Genomic DNA, 17,749 nt, shown 5'->3' on the forward strand with positions numbered 1-17,749 from the left:
AAAACCCATGATGAAAACGCTTGAAACCCAAATTTCACCACACAAACGGTTCTGGCTAATAATAGAATTCAGTACGATTTTTATCGTGGTGCCGCTACTTTATTTTTTTCGTCTTCTGCCCAACAACAGTATGATTCCCCTTTTGTGGGGGATTTTTGTTTATACACTGATTATCTTAAAAACTAACCGAATCTGCTGTTGCCGTTGGGATATCAAGCCTGCCATGCTGCTGCCGTTATGTTGGCGGGCAAGTGCGGTCTGCCTGTGCTTAACGCTCTTTACTTGGCGGCAAATGCCGGATAATTTCCTCGCTTTTGTCCGCAGCAACCCGACTCTGTGGTTAGCGGTGATGCTGCTCTACCCGATACTTTCGGCGTTTACCCAAGAGATGATTTTCCGCAAATTTTTCTTTTTCCGCTACCGCCCCTTATTCCGCCATGACGGTTGGCTGATTGCGCTAAGTGCGGTTTCATTCGCTTACATGCACCTTGTTTTCCGCAATCCTGTGGCTGTCTGCTTTACGCTGATCGGCGGTCTGATCTTTGCCGTTGTCTATCAACGCAGCCGAAGTCTGATGTTAGTCACGCTCGAACACGCCATTTATGGAAATGCCGTTTTTACCGTCGGTCTCGGGTACTACTTTTATCACGGCGCCGCCTGACAATAAAAAAACCCTGCACGGGGTAAGTACAGGGTTTTGCCGCAAACCACAGAGGAATTCGGTTTGCTTATTGCTGCTCGTTATAAGCTTCCAATGCGCGCAGGGAATAGGTGTAAGCCGCACCGGCATTTAATGCAATGGCCGTCGCCAACGCAGCGGCAACTTCTTCTTCCGTTGCGCCGGCTTTAATCGCCTCCGCCGCATGTACCCCGATGCAGCTTTCACAACGGGTGGTAACCGCCACAGCCAAAGCGATTAATTCACGGGTTTTCGCATCCAATACATTGCCTTCCGCTGCCGCCGCATTCAATGCGCCATAGGCTTGCAACATTTTCGGGTATTTTTTTCCTAACTCGCCGAATGATTTTTTGACATGAGCAACGTCATTTTTCCAGTCTGAAAACATTTTTTCTCCTAATTTAAATGTGAGTAAATAGTCTGGTCGATAGCGGCCATTATTGATATTATTTAACAAATTATATTGCTTTATAGTATCAATATTTATCCCTTTCATCTTAAAGGGTCATCAGTTTTTATTACTGTTCAAGGACATAAGCGTTATGGATTATTTGGATCGACTGATACAACTCGCCCAAGTCGAAGGCGAAATCAACGTTCTCTGCCGTTTCCGGGGGGATTGGCAAATCAAGCATCAACAAGAGCCCAGCCCGCTGGGTATTTTCCATATTATCTCCAAAGGGGAGTGTCGGTTGGTGCTGAATAATCAGCAAAGTTACCACCTGAAACCCGGCGATGTGTTTTTCCTGCCGCACGGGTTGGAACACCGCATTCAAAGCCACAACCGTAAAAGTGCGGTCGATGAAGACGGCACTTCCACAACCGCACTTCAACAATTGCAGCACGGCCCTTTCACATTACGCACCAACAATCAGGCATCACACGATTTCGAGATGTTTTGCGGTTACTTTCGTTATGCGGGTCACTCCACCTTGCCGGCGATTTTACCCGAACATTGGTATTTATCCGGCAACAACGACTCGGTGACGTCATTACTGGCACTACTGCAACGGGAAGCCCTATTGGAAATCGGCACGGCTTCGGTGGTCAATGCCCTGTGCAATGTACTGTTTACCTACCTGACGCGCGATTATATCCAACAAAACAGCGAAGTCAGCACCGGCGTACTCGGCGCATTACAGGACAAAAGGTTATACCACGCCGTCAACTCGATGCTGCAACAGCCGGAATATCACTGGAATATGGAAAATTTGGCGGAACTGAGCGCCATGTCGCGCGCCAATTTTATCCGCTTGTTCAAAAACAAAACCGGTACGCTACCGGGCAAATTTCTGACCGGCTTGAGAATGCAAAAAGCCGAATTGTTACTGCGCAACAGTAATAAATCTATCCTTGCCGTCGCCCTTGAAGTCGGCTATCAATCCGAAGCCCATTTCAGCAAAGCATTCAAACAGAAATACGACATTTCACCGAGTAAATATCGGGTGCAGAAAATCGAAGGATAAAGAATAAAAAACCGCACTTTGGATACATCACAAAGTGCGGTCGGATTAAACGCGAGAATGCTAATACCCCAACGCCGCCATGCCCACCGTCATATGTAAACCGTAGAAAACCACACGTGCCAGCAATTCGCCTGCGATAATCAGAATGACACCGATAAACGGCAGCAATACATGATGTTTTTTCACACCGAAAGTAAGTATCACTAACCCGATGCCGATGAAAGCAAAACGAATCAACATCAGTACGACAAATGACGGCACCAAATCCAGCGCCTGACGAACGGCGCTACCGACACCGGCAAGATAGCCGTGTTGTTGATAGGCGGCAACAGCGGCAATAACAAACGTCAGCCATGCAATCGCCAACAGCAATCCGTTCAACCGTTCACCGATTTTCACACTGTTCAACAGCGCCAATGCCAGTGCCGAACCGGCTAAAAGTGCGGTCAGGCTGAAAGCGAGCGGTGTATAAACCGAATTCCACGTCGGCACTGTCGGAATCATATAGAGCATCGACATTGCATAAATAAAACCGGCACCGATCAGACTGACCGTGATCACCCCGAATGTTTTCCAGACTGCCGGAAGTTTGCGTTCAATACCGCCTAATAAACGAACAATTGCACCGATCAACGGCAATTTGTGCCAAGCATTCGGCAGCAGGTTGGCGGTTGCCAATGCCCAATAGCCCGCCCCCAGTGCAAAGAAAGCGGAACCGGCGGCGATTTCATTACTCAAACCGGAAGCACCGATGCGATTTAACGCATTGAATGCACGCTGTGGCGAACCTAAATGCAGGGTCGAAAACACAAAACCGATTGCCATCAAGATCCACAAGACGACCATCACATAATGGGTTTTACTTACAACTTGGCGGTTCCTATCGGTCAGCAATAACAGGCTGAATGCCCAGAATGCACCGACCGCACTTTGTGCCAACACGGTGAAAAATACCAACGGCCATTCATGTAATCCCATTCCCATTTTAGACCTCCTTAGGATTGGCAAGGAAACCGCTGCGATCATCGGTCGGTTTCGCATTGTGATTCAAACGCAAAGCGATATTCGGCTGCGTGTAGGATGACGGCGGCAACGGCGCCACATCTTTCAGATCGCCGTATTTGGCTTTCAGCTCATCTATCGGCAGCAGATCCAGCGCTCGCAGCGGACAAGATTCGACGCACATCGGTTTTTTACCGACTTCAACCCGCTCAAAACAACCGTCGCATTTGGTCATGCGGCCTTTCTCCGCATTATATTGCGGCGCACCGTACGGACACGCCATACTGCAATATTGACAGCCGATACAGACTTCTTGATCCACCACCACAAAGCCGTCTTCGCGTTTGTGCATTGCCCCGCTCGGACAAACGCTGGCACACACCGGGTTTTCACAATGGTTACAGGCAATCGACAAATAATATGAAAATACGTCTTGTGTCCAGGCTTCCCCGTCTTGCTTCCAACCGCCGCCGCAATATTCATAAATTCGGCGAAAACTAACGTCCGGCGTTAAATCTTTGTAATCCTTACACGCCAATTCACAGGTTTTACAGCCGGTGCAACGCTGTGAGTCGATATAAAATCCATATTGTTTCGCGCTCATGATTCACCTCCCACACGTGCGACTTCAACCAGATTGGTATGCTGCGGATTGCCTTTCGATAGCGGCGAAGGACGCTGGGTGGTCAAGACGTTAAAGCTGCCGTTTTGATCCACCCGCTGTCCGTCGGGCGTATACCACGCCCCCTCGCCCATCGCCACCACGCCCGGTAAAATACGCGGTGTGACATTCGCCATAATGCGGGTTTCGCCGCGACCGTTGAAAATTTTCACCTGCTCGCCGTGTTTGATGCCGCGTTTTTCGGCGTCCAGCGGATTAATCCATAATGATTGCAACGATGCTTGATCCAACACATCGACATTGGCATAAGTCGAATGCACCCGTGATTTAAAATGGAAGCCGACCAATTGCAGCGGATATTGCTCGCTCAACGGATCATCGAAGCCCTCAACCGCTCTGGCATAAATCGGCAACGGGCTGATAATGTCGCCCTCTGCCAATTCCCAAGTCTCGGCAATTTTCGCCAAGCGTTCGGAATAAACTTCAATTTTACCCGACGGGGTCGTTAATGGATTGGCTTCGGGATCTTGGCGGAATTTTTTGAATGCCACCATATGACCGCTCGGATCTTTTTGCTTGATAATGCCGCGCTCACGGAATTGCTCGAAGCTGATATCACGGAAAAACGGATTTTTCTCTTGGGTCAGCCGATACAGATGGCGTAGCCACGCTTCCTGCGTGCGCCCTTCGGTAAACACCTCTTTCGCCCCCATTTTCTCGGCTATACCGCTTAAAATTTCGTACACCGGTTTACATTCGAATTGCGGTTCAATCGCCTGATCGGCGAAAATCACATAGCCCATATTGCCTGCCGAACCGTCCATACAGAAATCCGCCTGCTCGGAGGTGGTACAATCCGGCAACAAAATATCGGCACATTTGGCGGTAGACGTCATATGGTTATCGATCACCACCAACATCTCACATTTGCTTTCATCTCCCAAAATCTCCAACGTGCGGTTGATGTCGGAATGTTGGTTGATGATACAGTTGCCGGCATAGTTCAAAATAAATTTGATCGGCTTATTCAGCTTGTCCGCCCCTTTTAAACCGTCTTTAAGTGCGGTCATTTCCTCGCCGCGAACCACGGCATCGGTCCACATGAAAATCGGAATTTTCGCCTTAATCGGATTTTCACCGACAGGCAAACGCACAAACGGAATGGTATAGAAGCCTTCACGCGAACCGCTGTTGCCGCCGTTGATGCCGACATTGCCGGTCAAACACGCCAACATAGCAATCGCACGCGCCGCCTGCTCGCCGTTGGCATGGCGCTGCGGCCCCCAACCTTGGCAGATATAAGCCGGTTTGGTCGTGGCGATTTCACGAGCTAAGCGCACAATCGTTGCACTCGGAACGGCGGTGATTTTAGATGCCCATTCCGGCGTTTTCGTAGTTTGATCGTCACCTTCACCCAAAATATACGCTTTGTAGTGCGCATTCGGTTTGGCGGACGCCGGCAAGGTTTTTTCATCATAGCCGACACAATAGGTGTCGAGGAAATCCTGATCAACCAGATTTTCAGTAATCATCACATACGCCATGCCCTCGACAAATGCTGCGTCCGTGCCGGGACGAATCGGCACCCATTCGCCTTCACGCCCTGATGCAGTGTCGTTATAACGCGGATCAATCATGATCATACGCGCCTTGGAGCGCTCCATCGCCTGCTGTACCAAATAGGTCACGCCGCCGCCGCTCATACGGGTTTCCGCCGGATTGTTGCCGAAGTACACCACCAGTTTGGAATTTTCAATATCGGTCGGGCTGTTGCCGGCATTGCTGCCGTACATAAACGGAATGGACTCAAAAATTTGCGAATAACTATAAGTGCCGTGATGTCCCAAACAACCGCCGATACTATTCATAAAGCGGCTGGAAATGCTTCTCGGCGGCGGATACGATGCGGCAACCGTTGCCCCCAGTGTGCCGGTCGCAAACGGCAAATACAGGCTTTCATTACCGTGTTCGGCAATAATCCGTTTCAAATTATCGGCAATTTCACTAAACGCTTCGTCCCACGAAATGCGTTTGAATTTGCCTTCGCCCCGTTTGCCGACCCGTTTCATCGGATATTTCAAACGATCGGGGTTATACACCCGACGGCGCATTGAACGCCCGCGAGCGCACGCCCGCACTTGATGAAAATCGCCGTAAACATCATCGCCCAAGTTATCGGTTTCAACATATTTAATCACTCCGTCCTGCACGTGCATCCGTAGCGGACAACGGCTGTGACAATTGACGGTACAAGCGCTCCACACCAGTTTTTCTTCATTGTGCTTGTCGCTGTCGACCGCACTTTGTGCAACATTGGCGGAAACAGGCAGTTGCACCGCACTTGCCGCCAATGCCACTCCGCCCAACGCCGCACTTCCTTTCAGCAAGTCCCGTCGGCTGGTTGAAAAACTTGGATTATTTTTGGATATTTTCTCCATAAATCCCCTCCCCACTAAAAATAAAATTCAAAAAAGAAATCAGTCAAGCCGATAATAACGGATTTACGCTACCTAATATTGATTAATGTCAAATGAGAATAGTCACGCAACTAAATCGAAAGAGGTTGAGATTTTTTAACGGAATTTCTCGCCTTGTTTCTATCTCAATATTTATATAACGATTTTCGGCATTCTGCGTTACACTATTCAAAACCGATTTATTTTCAATAACATTGCTATGAACAAATCCTTAATCAACAAGGCCGTTTTCTACGGACTGCTCTCTTCACTGTTTTTTGCGGCGACTTTTGTGCTGAACCGCAGTATGTCGTTGTCGGGCGACAACGCTTGGTGGTCGGCGGCATTACGCTTCGTGTTTATGCTGCCGATGTTGTATTTACTGCTGGGAATGCGGGTGAACCGAAGTGCGGTTTACCGTGAAATCCGCCGTGCGCCAAGGCAATGGCTGTTGTGGTCGAGTGTTGGTTTCGGCTTGTTTTATCTGCCGTTGACGTTATCGTCCGATTATGCCGCCTCGTGGCTGGTCGCCAGTTCATGGCAATTGACCATTATCGCCGGCATTTTGCTGACACCGCTGTTCGGACAAGCCGTTCCGTTAAAAAACCTGTTTTTTTCATGCCTAATCGTGTTGGGCGTTGTGTTGCTGCAAGTCGACAATCTACGAACGTTATCCCTTGTTGACAGTTTATATCCGTTGCTGCTGATTCTTGTTGCCGCCTTTGCTTATCCGCTCGGCAACCGTAAAATGATGCAGCTGGTCGGCAATGCCCTCAGCACCCAACAACGGGTTTACGGCATGGTGATCTGCGCTATGCCGTTTTGGTCAATCACTATGCTGATTGCCTTCAACAACAGCGGGTTACCTTCCGTCGGCCAGCTCAGTCAGTCGTTTTTAGTTGCGCTGTTTTCCGGCGTGATTGCTACCATTCTATTTTTTAAAGCCACCGAATTAGTGAAACACAACATGAAGCAATTGGCGGTCATCGAAGCCACACAGGCCGGCGAAATCCTCTTCACTCTGCTCGGCGGCGTGCTGTTATTAAACGATCCGATACCGAGCGGTTTGGCGTTTATCGGTTTATTGATTGTGATTTTAGGCATTTTTATCAACGGTTTCTCGACACGATCATAAAAATAGTTGTAATTTAGCGTGTCGCCATATTTATTTCCGGCATAAAATCATTCATACTAACGCCCTTTTTATTGATTTATTTTTATACATTATTTAAGGAACGTTTATGTCTGACAACACAACCCGCTACGCCAATCCGGGTCCTTTGGGATTATGCGGATTTGCCCTGACAACCTGGCTGTTATGTTTAATCAACGGCGGCTTTTTTGATACGCAATCCCTCGGTCTGGTTGTGGCAATGGCATTCGCATTCGGCGGTACCGCACAAGCCATCGCCGGCATAATGGAATTCAAAAAAGGAAACACGTTCGGTTTCACCGCATTCATCAGTTACGGCGCATTCTGGTGGTCATGGGGCTTGTTCGTTGCCTTTTTCAAAGGCGAAACGCCGGCCACATTCGTCGCTTGGTATTTGGCGGCATGGGGAACCTTCACACTGATGATGTTTGTCGCCACCCTGACCAAACCGCGCGCTCTGCAAGCGATCTTTTTCTTCCTGACGTTGACATTTTATGCATTGGCAATCGGTGACGCCACAGGCAATCACGGCATCGTCAATGTCGGCGGTTATCTGGGGCTGATCACCGCACTTTGCGCGTTCTATCTGGCGGCAGCCGAAGTGATCAATGAATCTTACGGCAGAACCATTTTACCGATTGGCGAGAAGAAATAATCGAATTTATCTAAAAAACGCTACCGCACTTTGCCGAAAATTAAACGATTGGCAAGTGCGGTATTTTTTGCCCGCAATAATTTGCTTTCCTGATTTGCTCAGCGTATTAATACCTTTTTATTATTTTTCGGAGGTATATGTGATTAAAAATCATCTGGACTGTCATTTTCGACGACATCACCTAGTTTTTTCTGAGCCTCTTTTAGCTTTTCTGTGGCATCTGTTTGGTTTGCTTTTCGGCGACTTCCATTCCTTTGGCGGCATTTCTCGTTGCCTGATCAACCTTTCCTCGTGCAACATCTGCACGAGTCGCCGAAGGCGGCGATAAGACAACGCAACAACATGACATCGATCTTGCCAAGCGGCTTTGGGCTGAATACAAAAAAGGTGGAACACAATGAAATTTACAGAATTTGATCCGGTAGAATACCTAGCCGATGAAGAAACCATCGCAATTTATCTCACTGATGCGCTCGAAAACGGCTCAGAAGAAGAGTTTATTCTTGCATTAAAAAACGTTGCTCGCGCTAAAGGCATGACCCAGCTGTCTAAAGATACCGGGCTTGCACGGGAAAGTCTTTATAGAACGCTTTCCGGCGAAACTAAACCTCGGTTTGAAACTGTGAATAAAATTGTAGGGGCACTAGGTTTAAATGTAGCTTTCACGCCTAGACATCTGTAACCGAATAAAAAATACCGCACTTTTACAAGGAAGTGCGGTATCTCATTTCTGGGGCGTGAATAAATTAACCGTTCAAACGCTGTAAAAGTGCGGTATACAGATTCACACCGGTCAACAATTGTTTTTCATCAAAGTCAAATTCGGCCTGATGATGGCCGGCAGTGCGGTCGGCACCAACGATAAAATAGATCGCTTTGCCGCCGTGTTGCTGCACACGACGCCCCAGAATTGTGGCGTCTTCGCTGCCGTTAAAAGCGTAAGTCGGTTTAACTTGTGCCACGCCGCTTTCTTTTTCCGCCAGTTCCGTGATGAGTTCGACCAATTCTTCATCATTATCCAAATCCACCGCTTCGCCCATGATTTCCGTTTCATAGGCAACATCAAAACTTAGGGCGATGCCTTTGGCGATTTGCATCACCTGATCCACCATATATTGGTTAATATCGGCATTTTCACCGCGCACCTCCAGCTGCACTTCCGCGGTGGTCGGAATTACATTACGCCCTTCACCGGCTTTCAGTACGCCGACATTGATTCGGGTCATTCCCTCGCCGTGGCGGGAGATAGCGTGCAGCTGAGTCACCGCATGAGCGGCGGCGAGCAAGGCATTACGTCCCAAGTGCGGTGACGCACCGGCGTGTGCCGGTTTGCCGTGATAACGGATATCGATTTTCGTGGTACACAAAAACTTCAGCGGATTGGCAATAATCGTGCCGGAGTCGGCACAGAAACTCAGGTGTGAAGCGGCAAAATAATCGGCATCATCAACAATACCGCCGGCGGCAATCGCCGCTGCACCGCGCACGCCTTCTTCCGCCGGCTGAAACACCAATTTGATTTTGCCGTTGAGCCGTGCTTTGTTGTCCGCAATCCATTGCGCAACCCCCAAACCAATCGCCATATGTCCGTCATGACCGCAAGCATGCATAAAACCGTCATTTTGCGAACGAAAACCAAGCTGATTGGGTATGTGTTCCGTCGAATCGGTTTCCTGCACATTAACACAATCAATATCGAATCTTAAGGCAACGGTTTTGCCTGTTTTACCCGAATCAAAAATCGCCACCAAACCGGTGTAGCCGTCCATTTTATCCAGCCAGTTTTGATCGGCGCCGGCTTCAATCGCCCGTTTCAACCCGGCATCCACCGTGGCTTGCTGCCGTCCGCGCACAAATTCCTGATTGATAATCGCGTTGCCCAACCGCACGTCGAAGCCCATATCCGTGAGATAGGCCGCCAGTTTAGTGGTAGTTAAAAACTCGCACCAGCCGGTTTCAGGGAATTGGTGGAACTCCCTGCGCCAGTCGATTAATTGTTGTAGATTAACCATGCCGTCCTCCTTTTCTATAACATAAAGAGTGCCAGAAACAGCACTGCCAAAACCATGCCCGGTGCGGTACGCTTAATCATATCGACCGGATTAACGCCTGCCAGACCGGCACAAACAATGGTCACACCGGCAATCGGTGAAGCCGTACGGCCGATTGCGCCGGCAATCGCAGCGCCCATACCCAGATTCACATGGGTGTACCCCAACTCGACGGCATGCGGCGTCACCGCCGTATTAAATGCGATCGCCGCCGCATCGCCGGAACCGGTGATCACGCCCATCAAGAACGGGCCGATTGTCGCTCCCCAACGCACAAATTCATTCGATGATTTCAAAAACTCAATCGCAGAATCAATCGCACCGGTCGATTTCAAACCGGCGACAAACACACTGGCCGCAATGATAATCCCCAAGACATTGGCATAGGAACTGCCCATGCCGTTGAAGAATTCATTACTGATTTTCACCGGTGACATGCGGGTAACGATAATCGCATAAATCGCCCCGATTAACATCGCTTCCGGCACCGTCATTTTTGTCCATGTCAGCCAAGAAATTTGTTGTAGTTCGGTTCCCCCGATCACCAACAATACCACGGGAATCAGCGGCGCAAGCGCATAAAGCAGATTGACGCGGCTGAAATGCTGCTCCGAGTCCTGATTCTCGGCCAGATATTCATCACGGAATTTTTTATGATAATCCCCCAATGCCACCGCCAAGATCGTCAGGACGATTGCCCCGATAGCCCCGGCAACAATGGTGTACGGCGCATGGGACAAATTGACTTGGGTCACGGTCAAACCCGACATTTCGCTGATCATCGCCGAGTGAGACGAGCCCGGACTCATCATTGAACCGAACGTGCCTGCCAAAATCGCCGCCCCGGCGGTTGCCGGACGGACACCGGCCGCTTTCAGCACCGGAATCAAGGTAGCCCCTACCGCCGCCGCACAGCCTGCGGCGGACGGAATAGCGATATTGATAAAAAAGGTCAGAATAGTGGCGATTGGAATCAAGAAAAACTTTAGCCCGCCCAACGGCTTAGTCAATAAATGCACCAAATGCATATCACATTCGGTATATTTCATCACATAGGCAAACCCCATGCTGGAACAAATTGCCATAATCAGCCCCGCACTGGTCATACTTTTGGCAAAAGCCTCCAACGCCCCCATCGGATTCAGCGTCAGCACCGCCATAACCAAACCAACGCCCAACAGAACCGTTCGGGTTTCATGTTTTTTAATCAATAAATAAATTGTGGCGACAATGCCCAACAATGCGATCATTAATTTTAATTCACTCATTGGCAACCTCCCTTATGCATAATTAAAGGTGGAATTCAGTGCAATCTCTTCCACGTCCATTTGCCCGCTAATCCGCAAAATATTGTCGTAGCCGATCACCGTTGCCGTGTTACCGCGAATCTGCAATGCCGTTCCTTCCGGCAACGCATAAACTACCGCATTCGGGTTGACCGTTAAAAATTCATTTAACCGCTCTTCACGGCTTTCCCCGTTATGTCCCTGCATTTTGCCGGAAATAAAGTGCGGATTAATTTGGGCAGGAAACAAATCCAGTGCCTTGAATGACGGTGGATAAGCAATCGGCATATCGTTGGTGGTCATAATCGATGCCCCGGCGACATTCGCGCCGGCACTCCAACCGAAAAACGGCGTACCGCACTTGACTTTATTACGGATAGGCTCGAGCAGATTATGTCGATACAGTTGATTTAACAGGCAAAACGTATTGCCGCCGCCAATTGCAACCGCATCGGCCCGTTCGATGATCTCGGTCGGATCTTGCGATTGATGCACGGAAATAATCTTCATCTCCAACGATTCAAACGCCTGCTGCACCGCCTGCTCATACTGATCATAACTTCGGCTCACGCCGGCATAAGGCACAAATGCCAACGTTTTACCCCGACAATCCGTCAAGAAGCGGGCAATCCACGGCGTACAATGTACCAGGTAAGCCGTATCGCGATATTTGGAACCGCTCATTAACAGCATTTTTTTAACACTCATCTGCATACTCCTTTTCAGTCGTAATCATCCTGATTCTGTGACATACTTTCTCACAAGGCTTATCTTGCAAGTTATACGTTGTGTAACCAATCTGATTTTACGCCAATTGTTTTTATCTTATAGTGAAGAGGATCAATCTTTTCTTAAAGTTTTTGTAAACTTTCATCGGCAGGGAGACATGATTATGGCTATCAATATGCAGCGCATCAAAACGTTGATTGATCATTTAGCAACGATTTCATCCGGTGACAGCGAGCTTACCCGCCTTGCTTTCAGCCCCGAAGATCTGACGGCACGCGAATATTTGCTTGATCTCTGTCGGGCGCTGGGACTCAACGTCAGGATCGATGAAATCGGAAATGCGATTATCCGCCGCGACGGCATAGAAAACGATCTGCCGGCAGTCGCATTCGGTTCACATATCGACACCGTTGTCAACGCCGGAAAATTCGACGGCCCGTTAGGATCGATTGCCGGACTGGAAATTCTGTTGCAACTTTGCGAGCAACGACAGCAAACCCGCTATCCGCTCGAGCTGATTCTCTTTACTTGCGAAGAATCCAGCCGTTTTAACTACGCCACCCTTGGCAGCAAAGTGATGTGCGGAATCACCAATCAAGCCGCGCTGTCGCATTTACAAGACAAAAACGGGGTCAGTCTGGCAGAAGCACTGGCACAAATCGGGTTGGATTTTGAAAAAGTCGATCAGGCAAAGCGTGCCGCACAAGCGTTCAAATGTTTTATCGAACTGCATATCGAACAAGGCCCTCGGCTTGAAAACGAAAACAAAACCATCGGTGTCGTCACCGGCATCGCTGCACCGATTCGCTGTATTGTTAAAATTCACGGACAAGCGGATCATTCCGGTGCGACGGCAATGAACTATCGCCATGATGCGCTATTGGGCGGTGCCGAACTGGCGCTCGAGCTGGAACGGGCGGCGATTCGGGCAGGGCATGAAACCGTGGCGACGGTCGGACAAATGCAGGCAAAACCGGGGGTAATGAATGTGGTGCCCGGCTATTGCGAATTGTTGGTAGATATTCGCGGCACCGATATCGAGGCGAGGGAAAGCGTATTCCTCGCCTTACAACAAAAAATCGACGATGTCGCCAAACAGCGGGGATTACAAATCGATTTACAACTGATCGCCAAAGATCAGCCGATTATTCTGGATTCAGGCATGGTTAATGCGGTTAAACACGCTGCCGACACACTTGGTTATGCCTATGAAATCATGCCGAGCGGCGCAGGCCACGATGCGATGCATATGGCAACATTCTGCCCGACCGCCATGATTTTTGTTCCTTCACACCAAGGCATCAGCCACAATCCGTTGGAACACACCGACTGGCAGGATATCGAAGCCGGCGTCAACGTTCTGCAACACGTGATATTGCAACAAGCCGAACTAAAATAACACGGCAATGAGATTATTTCATCGCTCACGTTTTGCTTTTCCATTAAGCCGACGACAGTCTGGTCAGAAAAAAGGGGAGATATCCATGCAAATTCTGAAACTCATCACTGCGACACTGTTATTGGCGACAAGTGCGGTTTCAATGACCGAGACAACACCGCAACAGATTCAGCAACAGCAAAATCCGCTGATGATTGATGTCCGCAGCAAAGACGAATTCGATGCCGGCCACTTGCAAAGTGCGGTGCATATTCCGCATGATCAAATCGAGCGTCAAATCAGCCGATTGACTACCGATAAAGATCAAAAAATTTATGTTTATTGCCGTAGTGGGCGCCGAGCCGAAGCCGCCAAGGCGGAACTGGAAAAATTAGGCTATCGTAATGTTGAAAATCTGGGCGGATATGCACAGTTAAAAGCAGACGGTGTTAAATAACCTTCTGTTGACTCTACACAGACAAAGTGCGGTATAACAAACGGGCTATACCGCACTTGAGATCAATATCAGCCGTTTTTCAGGCTTTTCATGTCGATCACAAAGCGATATTTCACATCGCTTTTCAGCATCCGTTCGTATGCGTCATTGATATTTTGCATCGTGATCATTTCCACATCGGAAACGATATTATGCCGACCGCAGAAATCCAGCATTTCCTGAGTTTCGGCAATGCCGCCGATCATCGAACCGGCGACGGTGCGGCGACCGGTGACCAACGGGACGGTGTTAACCGTAGATTCCAATTCGCCCACAAGCCCAACCAGAACCAACGTTCCGTCCAGCGCCAAGGTGGCGATATACGGTTTCAAATCATGGGTATAAGGCACTGTGTCGATAATCAGATCAAAATGGTTGGCAACCGACTGCATCTGCTCTTCCGAAGTAGAGAAAACCACATGATGTGCCCCCAGCTGATAAGCATCCGCCTCTTTGCCGCCGGAACGGGTGAACAAGGTCACTTCCGCGCCCAGTGCATTTGCCAGTTTAATCGCCATATGCCCCAATCCGCCCAGACCGACCACCGCAACTTTACTGCCTTTCCCCACATGCCAATGCCGCAGCGGCGACCACGTGGTAATACCGGCACATAATAACGGCGCTACCGCTTGCGTCTCCAGATTTTCCGGCACGCTGAGGACAAATTTTTCGGTGACGACAATGGTATCGCTGTAGCCGCCGTAAGTCGGCATCTGATCACCGAAACGATCGGTGTCGTTATAGGTCTGCACATTCCCGTTTTCACAGTATTGCTCCAGATCTTGTTCGCACGGGTGGCAATGCTGACAAGAATCGACCATACAGCCCACGCCGACTAAATCCCCGACGTTAAACTTGCTGACCTGCGCCCCGACACGGCGTACACGGCCGACAATTTCATGCCCCGGCACAATCGGATAATGGCTCCAGCCCCAATCGTTACGGGCTTGGTGAATATCGGAATGGCAAACGCCGCAATATTCAATATCAATTTCTACATCGTTGGCGCGCACTTCACGGCGTTCGAATTCAAACGGTGCCAACGGGCTGGTTGCGGATTGTGCGGCATAGCCGCGTACTGTAATGGTCATATAGCATTCCTCTTTTGAACTATTTACTCTCAATCATTTTAATCAGTTTGGCGGGTATTCCGCCGACAATACTGTTCGGCGCAACATCTTTAGTGACCACCGCATTAGCCGCAACAATCGAATTCTCGCCGATCGTCACCCCCGGCATCACCGAAACCGCCGCCCCCAACCAAACATTATTTTCCAATACAATCGGCGCACAATAGGTTGCACGGCGTGTCAGCGGATCAATCGGGTGATTAATAGTCACCAGATTCACCTTCGGCCCAATCAAGACATTGTCGCCCAGCGTAATCCCGCCGCGATCCATAAATTCACAGGCGTGATTGATAAACACATTTTTACCGACTCGGATATTTTTCCCGAAATCGGTATAAAACGGCGGCATCAGCCAAAATGATTCGTCCACCACCGCACCGGTCAAGCGGGAAAACAGTAACCGCACTTGCGCCGGATCATGATAACCCGTATTCATCTCAGCAATAGTTTGTTGGGCTTCCGTGATCAGGCGTGCGATTTTCCCATATTCCGGATCCGTCAGTGAAATCAGCTCACCCGCTTTTTCCCGTGTAAAAATATCTTGTGCAGACATGTGTTCTCCATCATGGCGTAAATATCGTAATCTGTAATATAATAATCAGATTACGATTTCCTGTATATTCATAAATTTGAATTTGATAATTTCGGAAACAGAAACTATGTTGAACAAATTGGAAGCACTCAAAGTCTTTTGCACCACCGCCGAAACCATGCAGTTTCGTGAAGCGGCAAGCCGTCTTGCGGTTTCCCCGCCGGTGGTCACCCGAATCATTGCCGAACTGGAAGACCATCTCGGCGAGGCGCTGTTTCAACGCAATACCCGACAAATCCGGCTGACCGATTTCGGCGACCGGTTTCTGCCTCAGGCGCAGCAATTGTTGGAAGAAAGCGAACGATTATTTGCGCCGTCAAAACGCAAACATATCGATGAAATGAGCGGCTTAGTCCGAATCACTGTGCCCGAACTGCCGCATGAAAGTGCGATTTTGGACGAACTGTTCGCCGTATTAACGCCCTATCCCGACCTGATTCTGGACTGGCGCACCGATGGCGTGCGTTTAAATGTCGTCGAATCGCAAATTGACATCGGCTTGCGCATAGGCAACCTGAGCGACAGCCGCTTAATTGCGCGCCGTTTGGGCGAAGTCAGTGAAAAAATTGTGGCCACACCGCACTTGATTGAACAATACGGCATTCCGAAAACTATTAATGACCTGCAAAAAAATTTCCCGCTGACCGCCGCACTGGACGCCAACACCGGACGTTTTTGGTCATGGTATATCAACGAAGAAACCCAGTTTATGCCGCGTAATCCGGTATTTATCAGCAGCAATATCCATAACAGTCTGCAAGCGGCATTGTCGGGACGGGGCTTTTCTCATCAATTGGATTGGCTGTGCGATCCGCACTTACAAAACGGCAAACTGGTTGAAGTATTGGCGGATATACCCAAAATACGCTGGCCGATCTACCTCTACCGTCCGCAAAGAGCGGTCACGCCGGTGCGGGTGAAAGTGGTGTTTGATTTATTGGCGGCTATTTTAAGCAAGTATTTTAATTGAAATAAACCGCACTTTGCGCCAAAAGTGCGGTCTGCCGGACTTTTGGCGCAAAGTGCGGTCTGCCGGACTTAGTAGCCCTGCAAATAAACCGTTTCCGCCAGCTTCACGCCCAACAACGCCAGACTGAAACGCTGTTCGTCGCACACCGTCCAAAAGCGGATACCGTTATCCAGCGCCACCACATCACTGATATGGATCTGATCGCATTCCTGATACCGTTCGCCATGACTGACCGGAGTGATCACCTGTTCCGAATGCAATTGCAGCAAGCGATTATCCGCCCAAGCCGCCAGCCAAGACGTAATGTCACTCTGATAATCGGAAAGTGCGGTCACTTGCTGTCCCAATCCGTAAAAAACCGCACTTTGCAGCTGATGAATAATCAGTTGAATTTCACTGTTCGGCAAAATCTTTTGGAATTGCTGCAACAGACGATCGGGCTCGTGCAAATTAAACGGCGCCACATCAAATGCCAAGCGCGCTTCACCGTCGTCCAGCGAAATGCCGTTCAATAAGCGTGCCGTCTGCCCCGCCAGTTTTTTCACCTGTTCTGCGTTGACATAAGATGCCGGCAACATCGAGCTGACCAACACACGGTTGATCTCACCTTGCAGCAGCACCGAACCCGCGGTCAAAATCAGCTGACTGATTTGCGGATCCGCCAACGAGACGATATTGCGATTGCGCAAGTCCGCCAACTGCGTATCATTAAAGCCCGGCACGATCAACGGCACATCATGCAGCACCGCACAAACGCCATTGAGATCAATCACCACACAGCCGCTGTCCGCGGCTTGTGCGACATACGCCGCATGTTTGCTTTCACCGGCAAAAAACAAATATTGTTTATCGTGCCAATCAATCTCTTCAATCGCTTGCTGTTCAACACTACGGTTATGAAAACGCAGCCCCTGCTCTTCACCAAACGGATAAATTTCGGCAAGCGAGAGTTTCTCAATCGGCAAAGCCCCTTGTTCCAGCAATTCGGCAATTTTTTCCGCCAATTCAAATTCGGCGGCGATCACGACATTTAACGCTGTTTGCATTTTGTTCTCCTAATAAACAGGGTAAAATTCACTGCGCC

Annotated in this window: 17 protein-coding genes and 1 pseudogene; 8 read left to right on the top strand and 10 right to left on the bottom strand. The window is 49.3% G+C overall.

Annotation, left to right across the window (positions count from 1 at the left end):
- Positions 1-7 precede the first annotated feature (7 nt).
- Positions 8-661, top strand: coding sequence for a CPBP family intramembrane glutamic endopeptidase (locus OA57_RS04580; protein ID WP_052122372.1), 654 nt, complete (start codon positions 8-10; stop codon positions 659-661).
- 67 nt (positions 662-728) lie between these two features.
- On the opposite strand, the gene OA57_RS04585 is transcribed toward OA57_RS04580, so the two are convergent.
- Positions 729-1,067, bottom strand: a complete 339-nt coding sequence (locus tag OA57_RS04585; protein WP_034614037.1) for a carboxymuconolactone decarboxylase family protein — start codon at positions 1,065-1,067, stop codon at positions 729-731.
- A gap of 154 nt (positions 1,068-1,221) precedes the next feature.
- Here OA57_RS04585 and OA57_RS04590 point away from each other — a divergent pair, with 154 nt between their 5' ends.
- Entirely contained in the window at positions 1,222-2,145 is a 924-nt protein-coding gene (locus OA57_RS04590; RefSeq protein WP_034614039.1) for a cupin domain-containing protein, read from the top strand.
- Positions 2,146-2,205: 60 nt separating this feature from the next.
- On the opposite strand, the gene OA57_RS04595 is transcribed toward OA57_RS04590, so the two are convergent.
- The 3 genes from OA57_RS04595 to OA57_RS04605 are packed head-to-tail and all read right to left on the bottom strand — an operon-like array spanning position 2,206 to position 6,207.
- Positions 2,206-3,129 carry a DmsC/YnfH family molybdoenzyme membrane anchor subunit gene (locus OA57_RS04595; RefSeq protein ID WP_034614041.1) on the bottom strand — a complete coding sequence of 308 codons (924 nt, stop codon included), beginning with the start codon at positions 3,127-3,129 and terminating at the stop codon, positions 2,206-2,208.
- A 1-nt stretch (position 3,130) separates the two neighbouring features.
- Entirely contained in the window at positions 3,131-3,751 is a 621-nt protein-coding gene (locus OA57_RS04600; RefSeq protein WP_034614043.1) for a DMSO/selenate family reductase complex B subunit, read from the bottom strand.
- Positions 3,748-6,207, bottom strand: a complete 2,460-nt coding sequence (locus tag OA57_RS04605; protein ID WP_052122373.1) for a DMSO/selenate family reductase complex A subunit — start codon at positions 6,205-6,207, stop codon at positions 3,748-3,750. Before OA57_RS04605 ends, OA57_RS04600 begins: the two co-directional genes overlap by 4 nt.
- 238 nt (positions 6,208-6,445) lie before the next feature.
- On the opposite strand from OA57_RS04605, the gene OA57_RS04610 reads away from it, so the two are divergent.
- The 3 genes from OA57_RS04610 (at position 6,446) to OA57_RS04620 (ending at position 8,715) form a co-directional block, all read left to right on the top strand.
- The gene (locus OA57_RS04610) at positions 6,446-7,360 is read left to right on the top strand and encodes a DMT family transporter (protein ID WP_052122374.1); all 915 of its coding nucleotides are present in this window, start codon (positions 6,446-6,448) and stop codon (positions 7,358-7,360) included.
- Between the two features lie 106 nt (positions 7,361-7,466).
- On the top strand, positions 7,467-8,033 hold the full coding sequence (locus tag OA57_RS04615; protein WP_034614045.1) for an acetate uptake transporter: 567 nt from the start codon (positions 7,467-7,469) through the stop codon (positions 8,031-8,033).
- 397 nt (positions 8,034-8,430) lie between these two features.
- On the top strand, positions 8,431-8,715 hold the full coding sequence (locus OA57_RS04620) for an addiction module antidote protein (RefSeq protein ID WP_034614047.1): 285 nt from the start codon (positions 8,431-8,433) through the stop codon (positions 8,713-8,715).
- 64 nt (positions 8,716-8,779) lie between these two features.
- Here OA57_RS04620 and OA57_RS04625 read toward each other — a convergent pair whose 3' ends face one another.
- From OA57_RS04625 to pepE, 3 genes are read right to left on the bottom strand one after another with little or no spacing between them, the layout of a single operon-like run.
- Entirely contained in the window at positions 8,780-10,045 is a 1,266-nt protein-coding gene (locus OA57_RS04625; RefSeq protein WP_034614050.1) for a M20 family metallo-hydrolase, read from the bottom strand.
- 14 nt (positions 10,046-10,059) lie between these two features.
- Positions 10,060-11,352, bottom strand: a complete 1,293-nt coding sequence (gene dcuC, locus OA57_RS04630) for a C4-dicarboxylate transporter DcuC (protein ID WP_034614052.1) — start codon at positions 11,350-11,352, stop codon at positions 10,060-10,062.
- A 12-nt stretch (positions 11,353-11,364) separates the two neighbouring features.
- Positions 11,365-12,078: a dipeptidase PepE gene (gene pepE / locus OA57_RS04635; RefSeq protein WP_034614054.1), complete on the bottom strand. Its 714-nt coding sequence runs from the start codon at positions 12,076-12,078 to the stop codon at positions 11,365-11,367.
- 184 nt (positions 12,079-12,262) lie between these two features.
- On the opposite strand from pepE, the gene OA57_RS04640 reads away from it, so the two are divergent.
- Both OA57_RS04640 and OA57_RS04645 read left to right on the top strand, forming a co-directional pair.
- On the top strand, positions 12,263-13,498 hold the full coding sequence (locus OA57_RS04640) for a Zn-dependent hydrolase (protein WP_034614056.1): 1,236 nt from the start codon (positions 12,263-12,265) through the stop codon (positions 13,496-13,498).
- 85 nt (positions 13,499-13,583) lie between these two features.
- Entirely contained in the window at positions 13,584-13,934 is a 351-nt protein-coding gene (locus OA57_RS04645; protein WP_034614058.1) for a rhodanese-like domain-containing protein, read from the top strand.
- 68 nt (positions 13,935-14,002) lie between these two features.
- Here the strand turns inward: OA57_RS04645 and OA57_RS04650 are convergent, their stop codons facing one another.
- Together OA57_RS04650 and OA57_RS12960 are read right to left on the bottom strand one after the other, a co-directional pair.
- Positions 14,003-15,064, bottom strand: coding sequence for an NAD(P)-dependent alcohol dehydrogenase (locus OA57_RS04650; protein WP_034614060.1), 1,062 nt, complete (start codon positions 15,062-15,064; stop codon positions 14,003-14,005).
- 40 nt (positions 15,065-15,104) lie between these two features.
- Positions 15,105-15,254, bottom strand: a pseudogene (locus tag OA57_RS12960) (DapH/DapD/GlmU-related protein); the annotation flags it as partial.
- A 508-nt stretch (positions 15,255-15,762) separates the two neighbouring features.
- On the opposite strand from OA57_RS12960, the gene OA57_RS04660 reads away from it, so the two are divergent.
- Complete coding sequence (locus OA57_RS04660) at positions 15,763-16,665, top strand: LysR family transcriptional regulator (protein ID WP_034614066.1); 903 nt, start codon at positions 15,763-15,765, stop codon at positions 16,663-16,665.
- Between the two features lie 68 nt (positions 16,666-16,733).
- Here OA57_RS04660 and OA57_RS04665 read toward each other — a convergent pair whose 3' ends face one another.
- Positions 16,734-17,711, bottom strand: coding sequence for an aspartate-semialdehyde dehydrogenase (locus OA57_RS04665; protein WP_034614069.1), 978 nt, complete (start codon positions 17,709-17,711; stop codon positions 16,734-16,736).
- Between the last annotated feature and the right edge of the window lie 38 nt (positions 17,712-17,749).

It is taken from the genome of Chelonobacter oris (genome assembly GCF_000772535.1).
Taxonomy (GTDB): domain Bacteria; phylum Pseudomonadota; class Gammaproteobacteria; order Enterobacterales; family Pasteurellaceae; genus Chelonobacter; species Chelonobacter oris.

Coding starts and splice junctions, on each gene's coding strand:
- OA57_RS04580 (WP_052122372.1), top strand. CDS start 8: ATGATGAAAACGCTTGAAACCCAAATTTCACCACACAAACGGTTCTGG.
- OA57_RS04585 (WP_034614037.1), bottom strand. CDS start 1,067: ATGTTTTCAGACTGGAAAAATGACGTTGCTCATGTCAAAAAATCATTC.
- OA57_RS04590 (WP_034614039.1), top strand. CDS start 1,222: ATGGATTATTTGGATCGACTGATACAACTCGCCCAAGTCGAAGGCGAA.
- OA57_RS04595 (WP_034614041.1), bottom strand. CDS start 3,129: ATGGGAATGGGATTACATGAATGGCCGTTGGTATTTTTCACCGTGTTG.
- OA57_RS04600 (WP_034614043.1), bottom strand. CDS start 3,751: ATGAGCGCGAAACAATATGGATTTTATATCGACTCACAGCGTTGCACC.
- OA57_RS04605 (WP_052122373.1), bottom strand. CDS start 6,207: ATGGAGAAAATATCCAAAAATAATCCAAGTTTTTCAACCAGCCGACGG.
- OA57_RS04610 (WP_052122374.1), top strand. CDS start 6,446: ATGAACAAATCCTTAATCAACAAGGCCGTTTTCTACGGACTGCTCTCT.
- OA57_RS04615 (WP_034614045.1), top strand. CDS start 7,467: ATGTCTGACAACACAACCCGCTACGCCAATCCGGGTCCTTTGGGATTA.
- OA57_RS04620 (WP_034614047.1), top strand. CDS start 8,431: ATGAAATTTACAGAATTTGATCCGGTAGAATACCTAGCCGATGAAGAA.
- OA57_RS04625 (WP_034614050.1), bottom strand. CDS start 10,045: ATGGTTAATCTACAACAATTAATCGACTGGCGCAGGGAGTTCCACCAA.
- dcuC (WP_034614052.1), bottom strand. CDS start 11,352: ATGAGTGAATTAAAATTAATGATCGCATTGTTGGGCATTGTCGCCACA.
- pepE (WP_034614054.1), bottom strand. CDS start 12,078: ATGAGTGTTAAAAAAATGCTGTTAATGAGCGGTTCCAAATATCGCGAT.
- OA57_RS04640 (WP_034614056.1), top strand. CDS start 12,263: ATGGCTATCAATATGCAGCGCATCAAAACGTTGATTGATCATTTAGCA.
- OA57_RS04645 (WP_034614058.1), top strand. CDS start 13,584: ATGCAAATTCTGAAACTCATCACTGCGACACTGTTATTGGCGACAAGT.
- OA57_RS04650 (WP_034614060.1), bottom strand. CDS start 15,064: ATGACCATTACAGTACGCGGCTATGCCGCACAATCCGCAACCAGCCCG.
- OA57_RS04660 (WP_034614066.1), top strand. CDS start 15,763: ATGTTGAACAAATTGGAAGCACTCAAAGTCTTTTGCACCACCGCCGAA.
- OA57_RS04665 (WP_034614069.1), bottom strand. CDS start 17,711: ATGCAAACAGCGTTAAATGTCGTGATCGCCGCCGAATTTGAATTGGCG.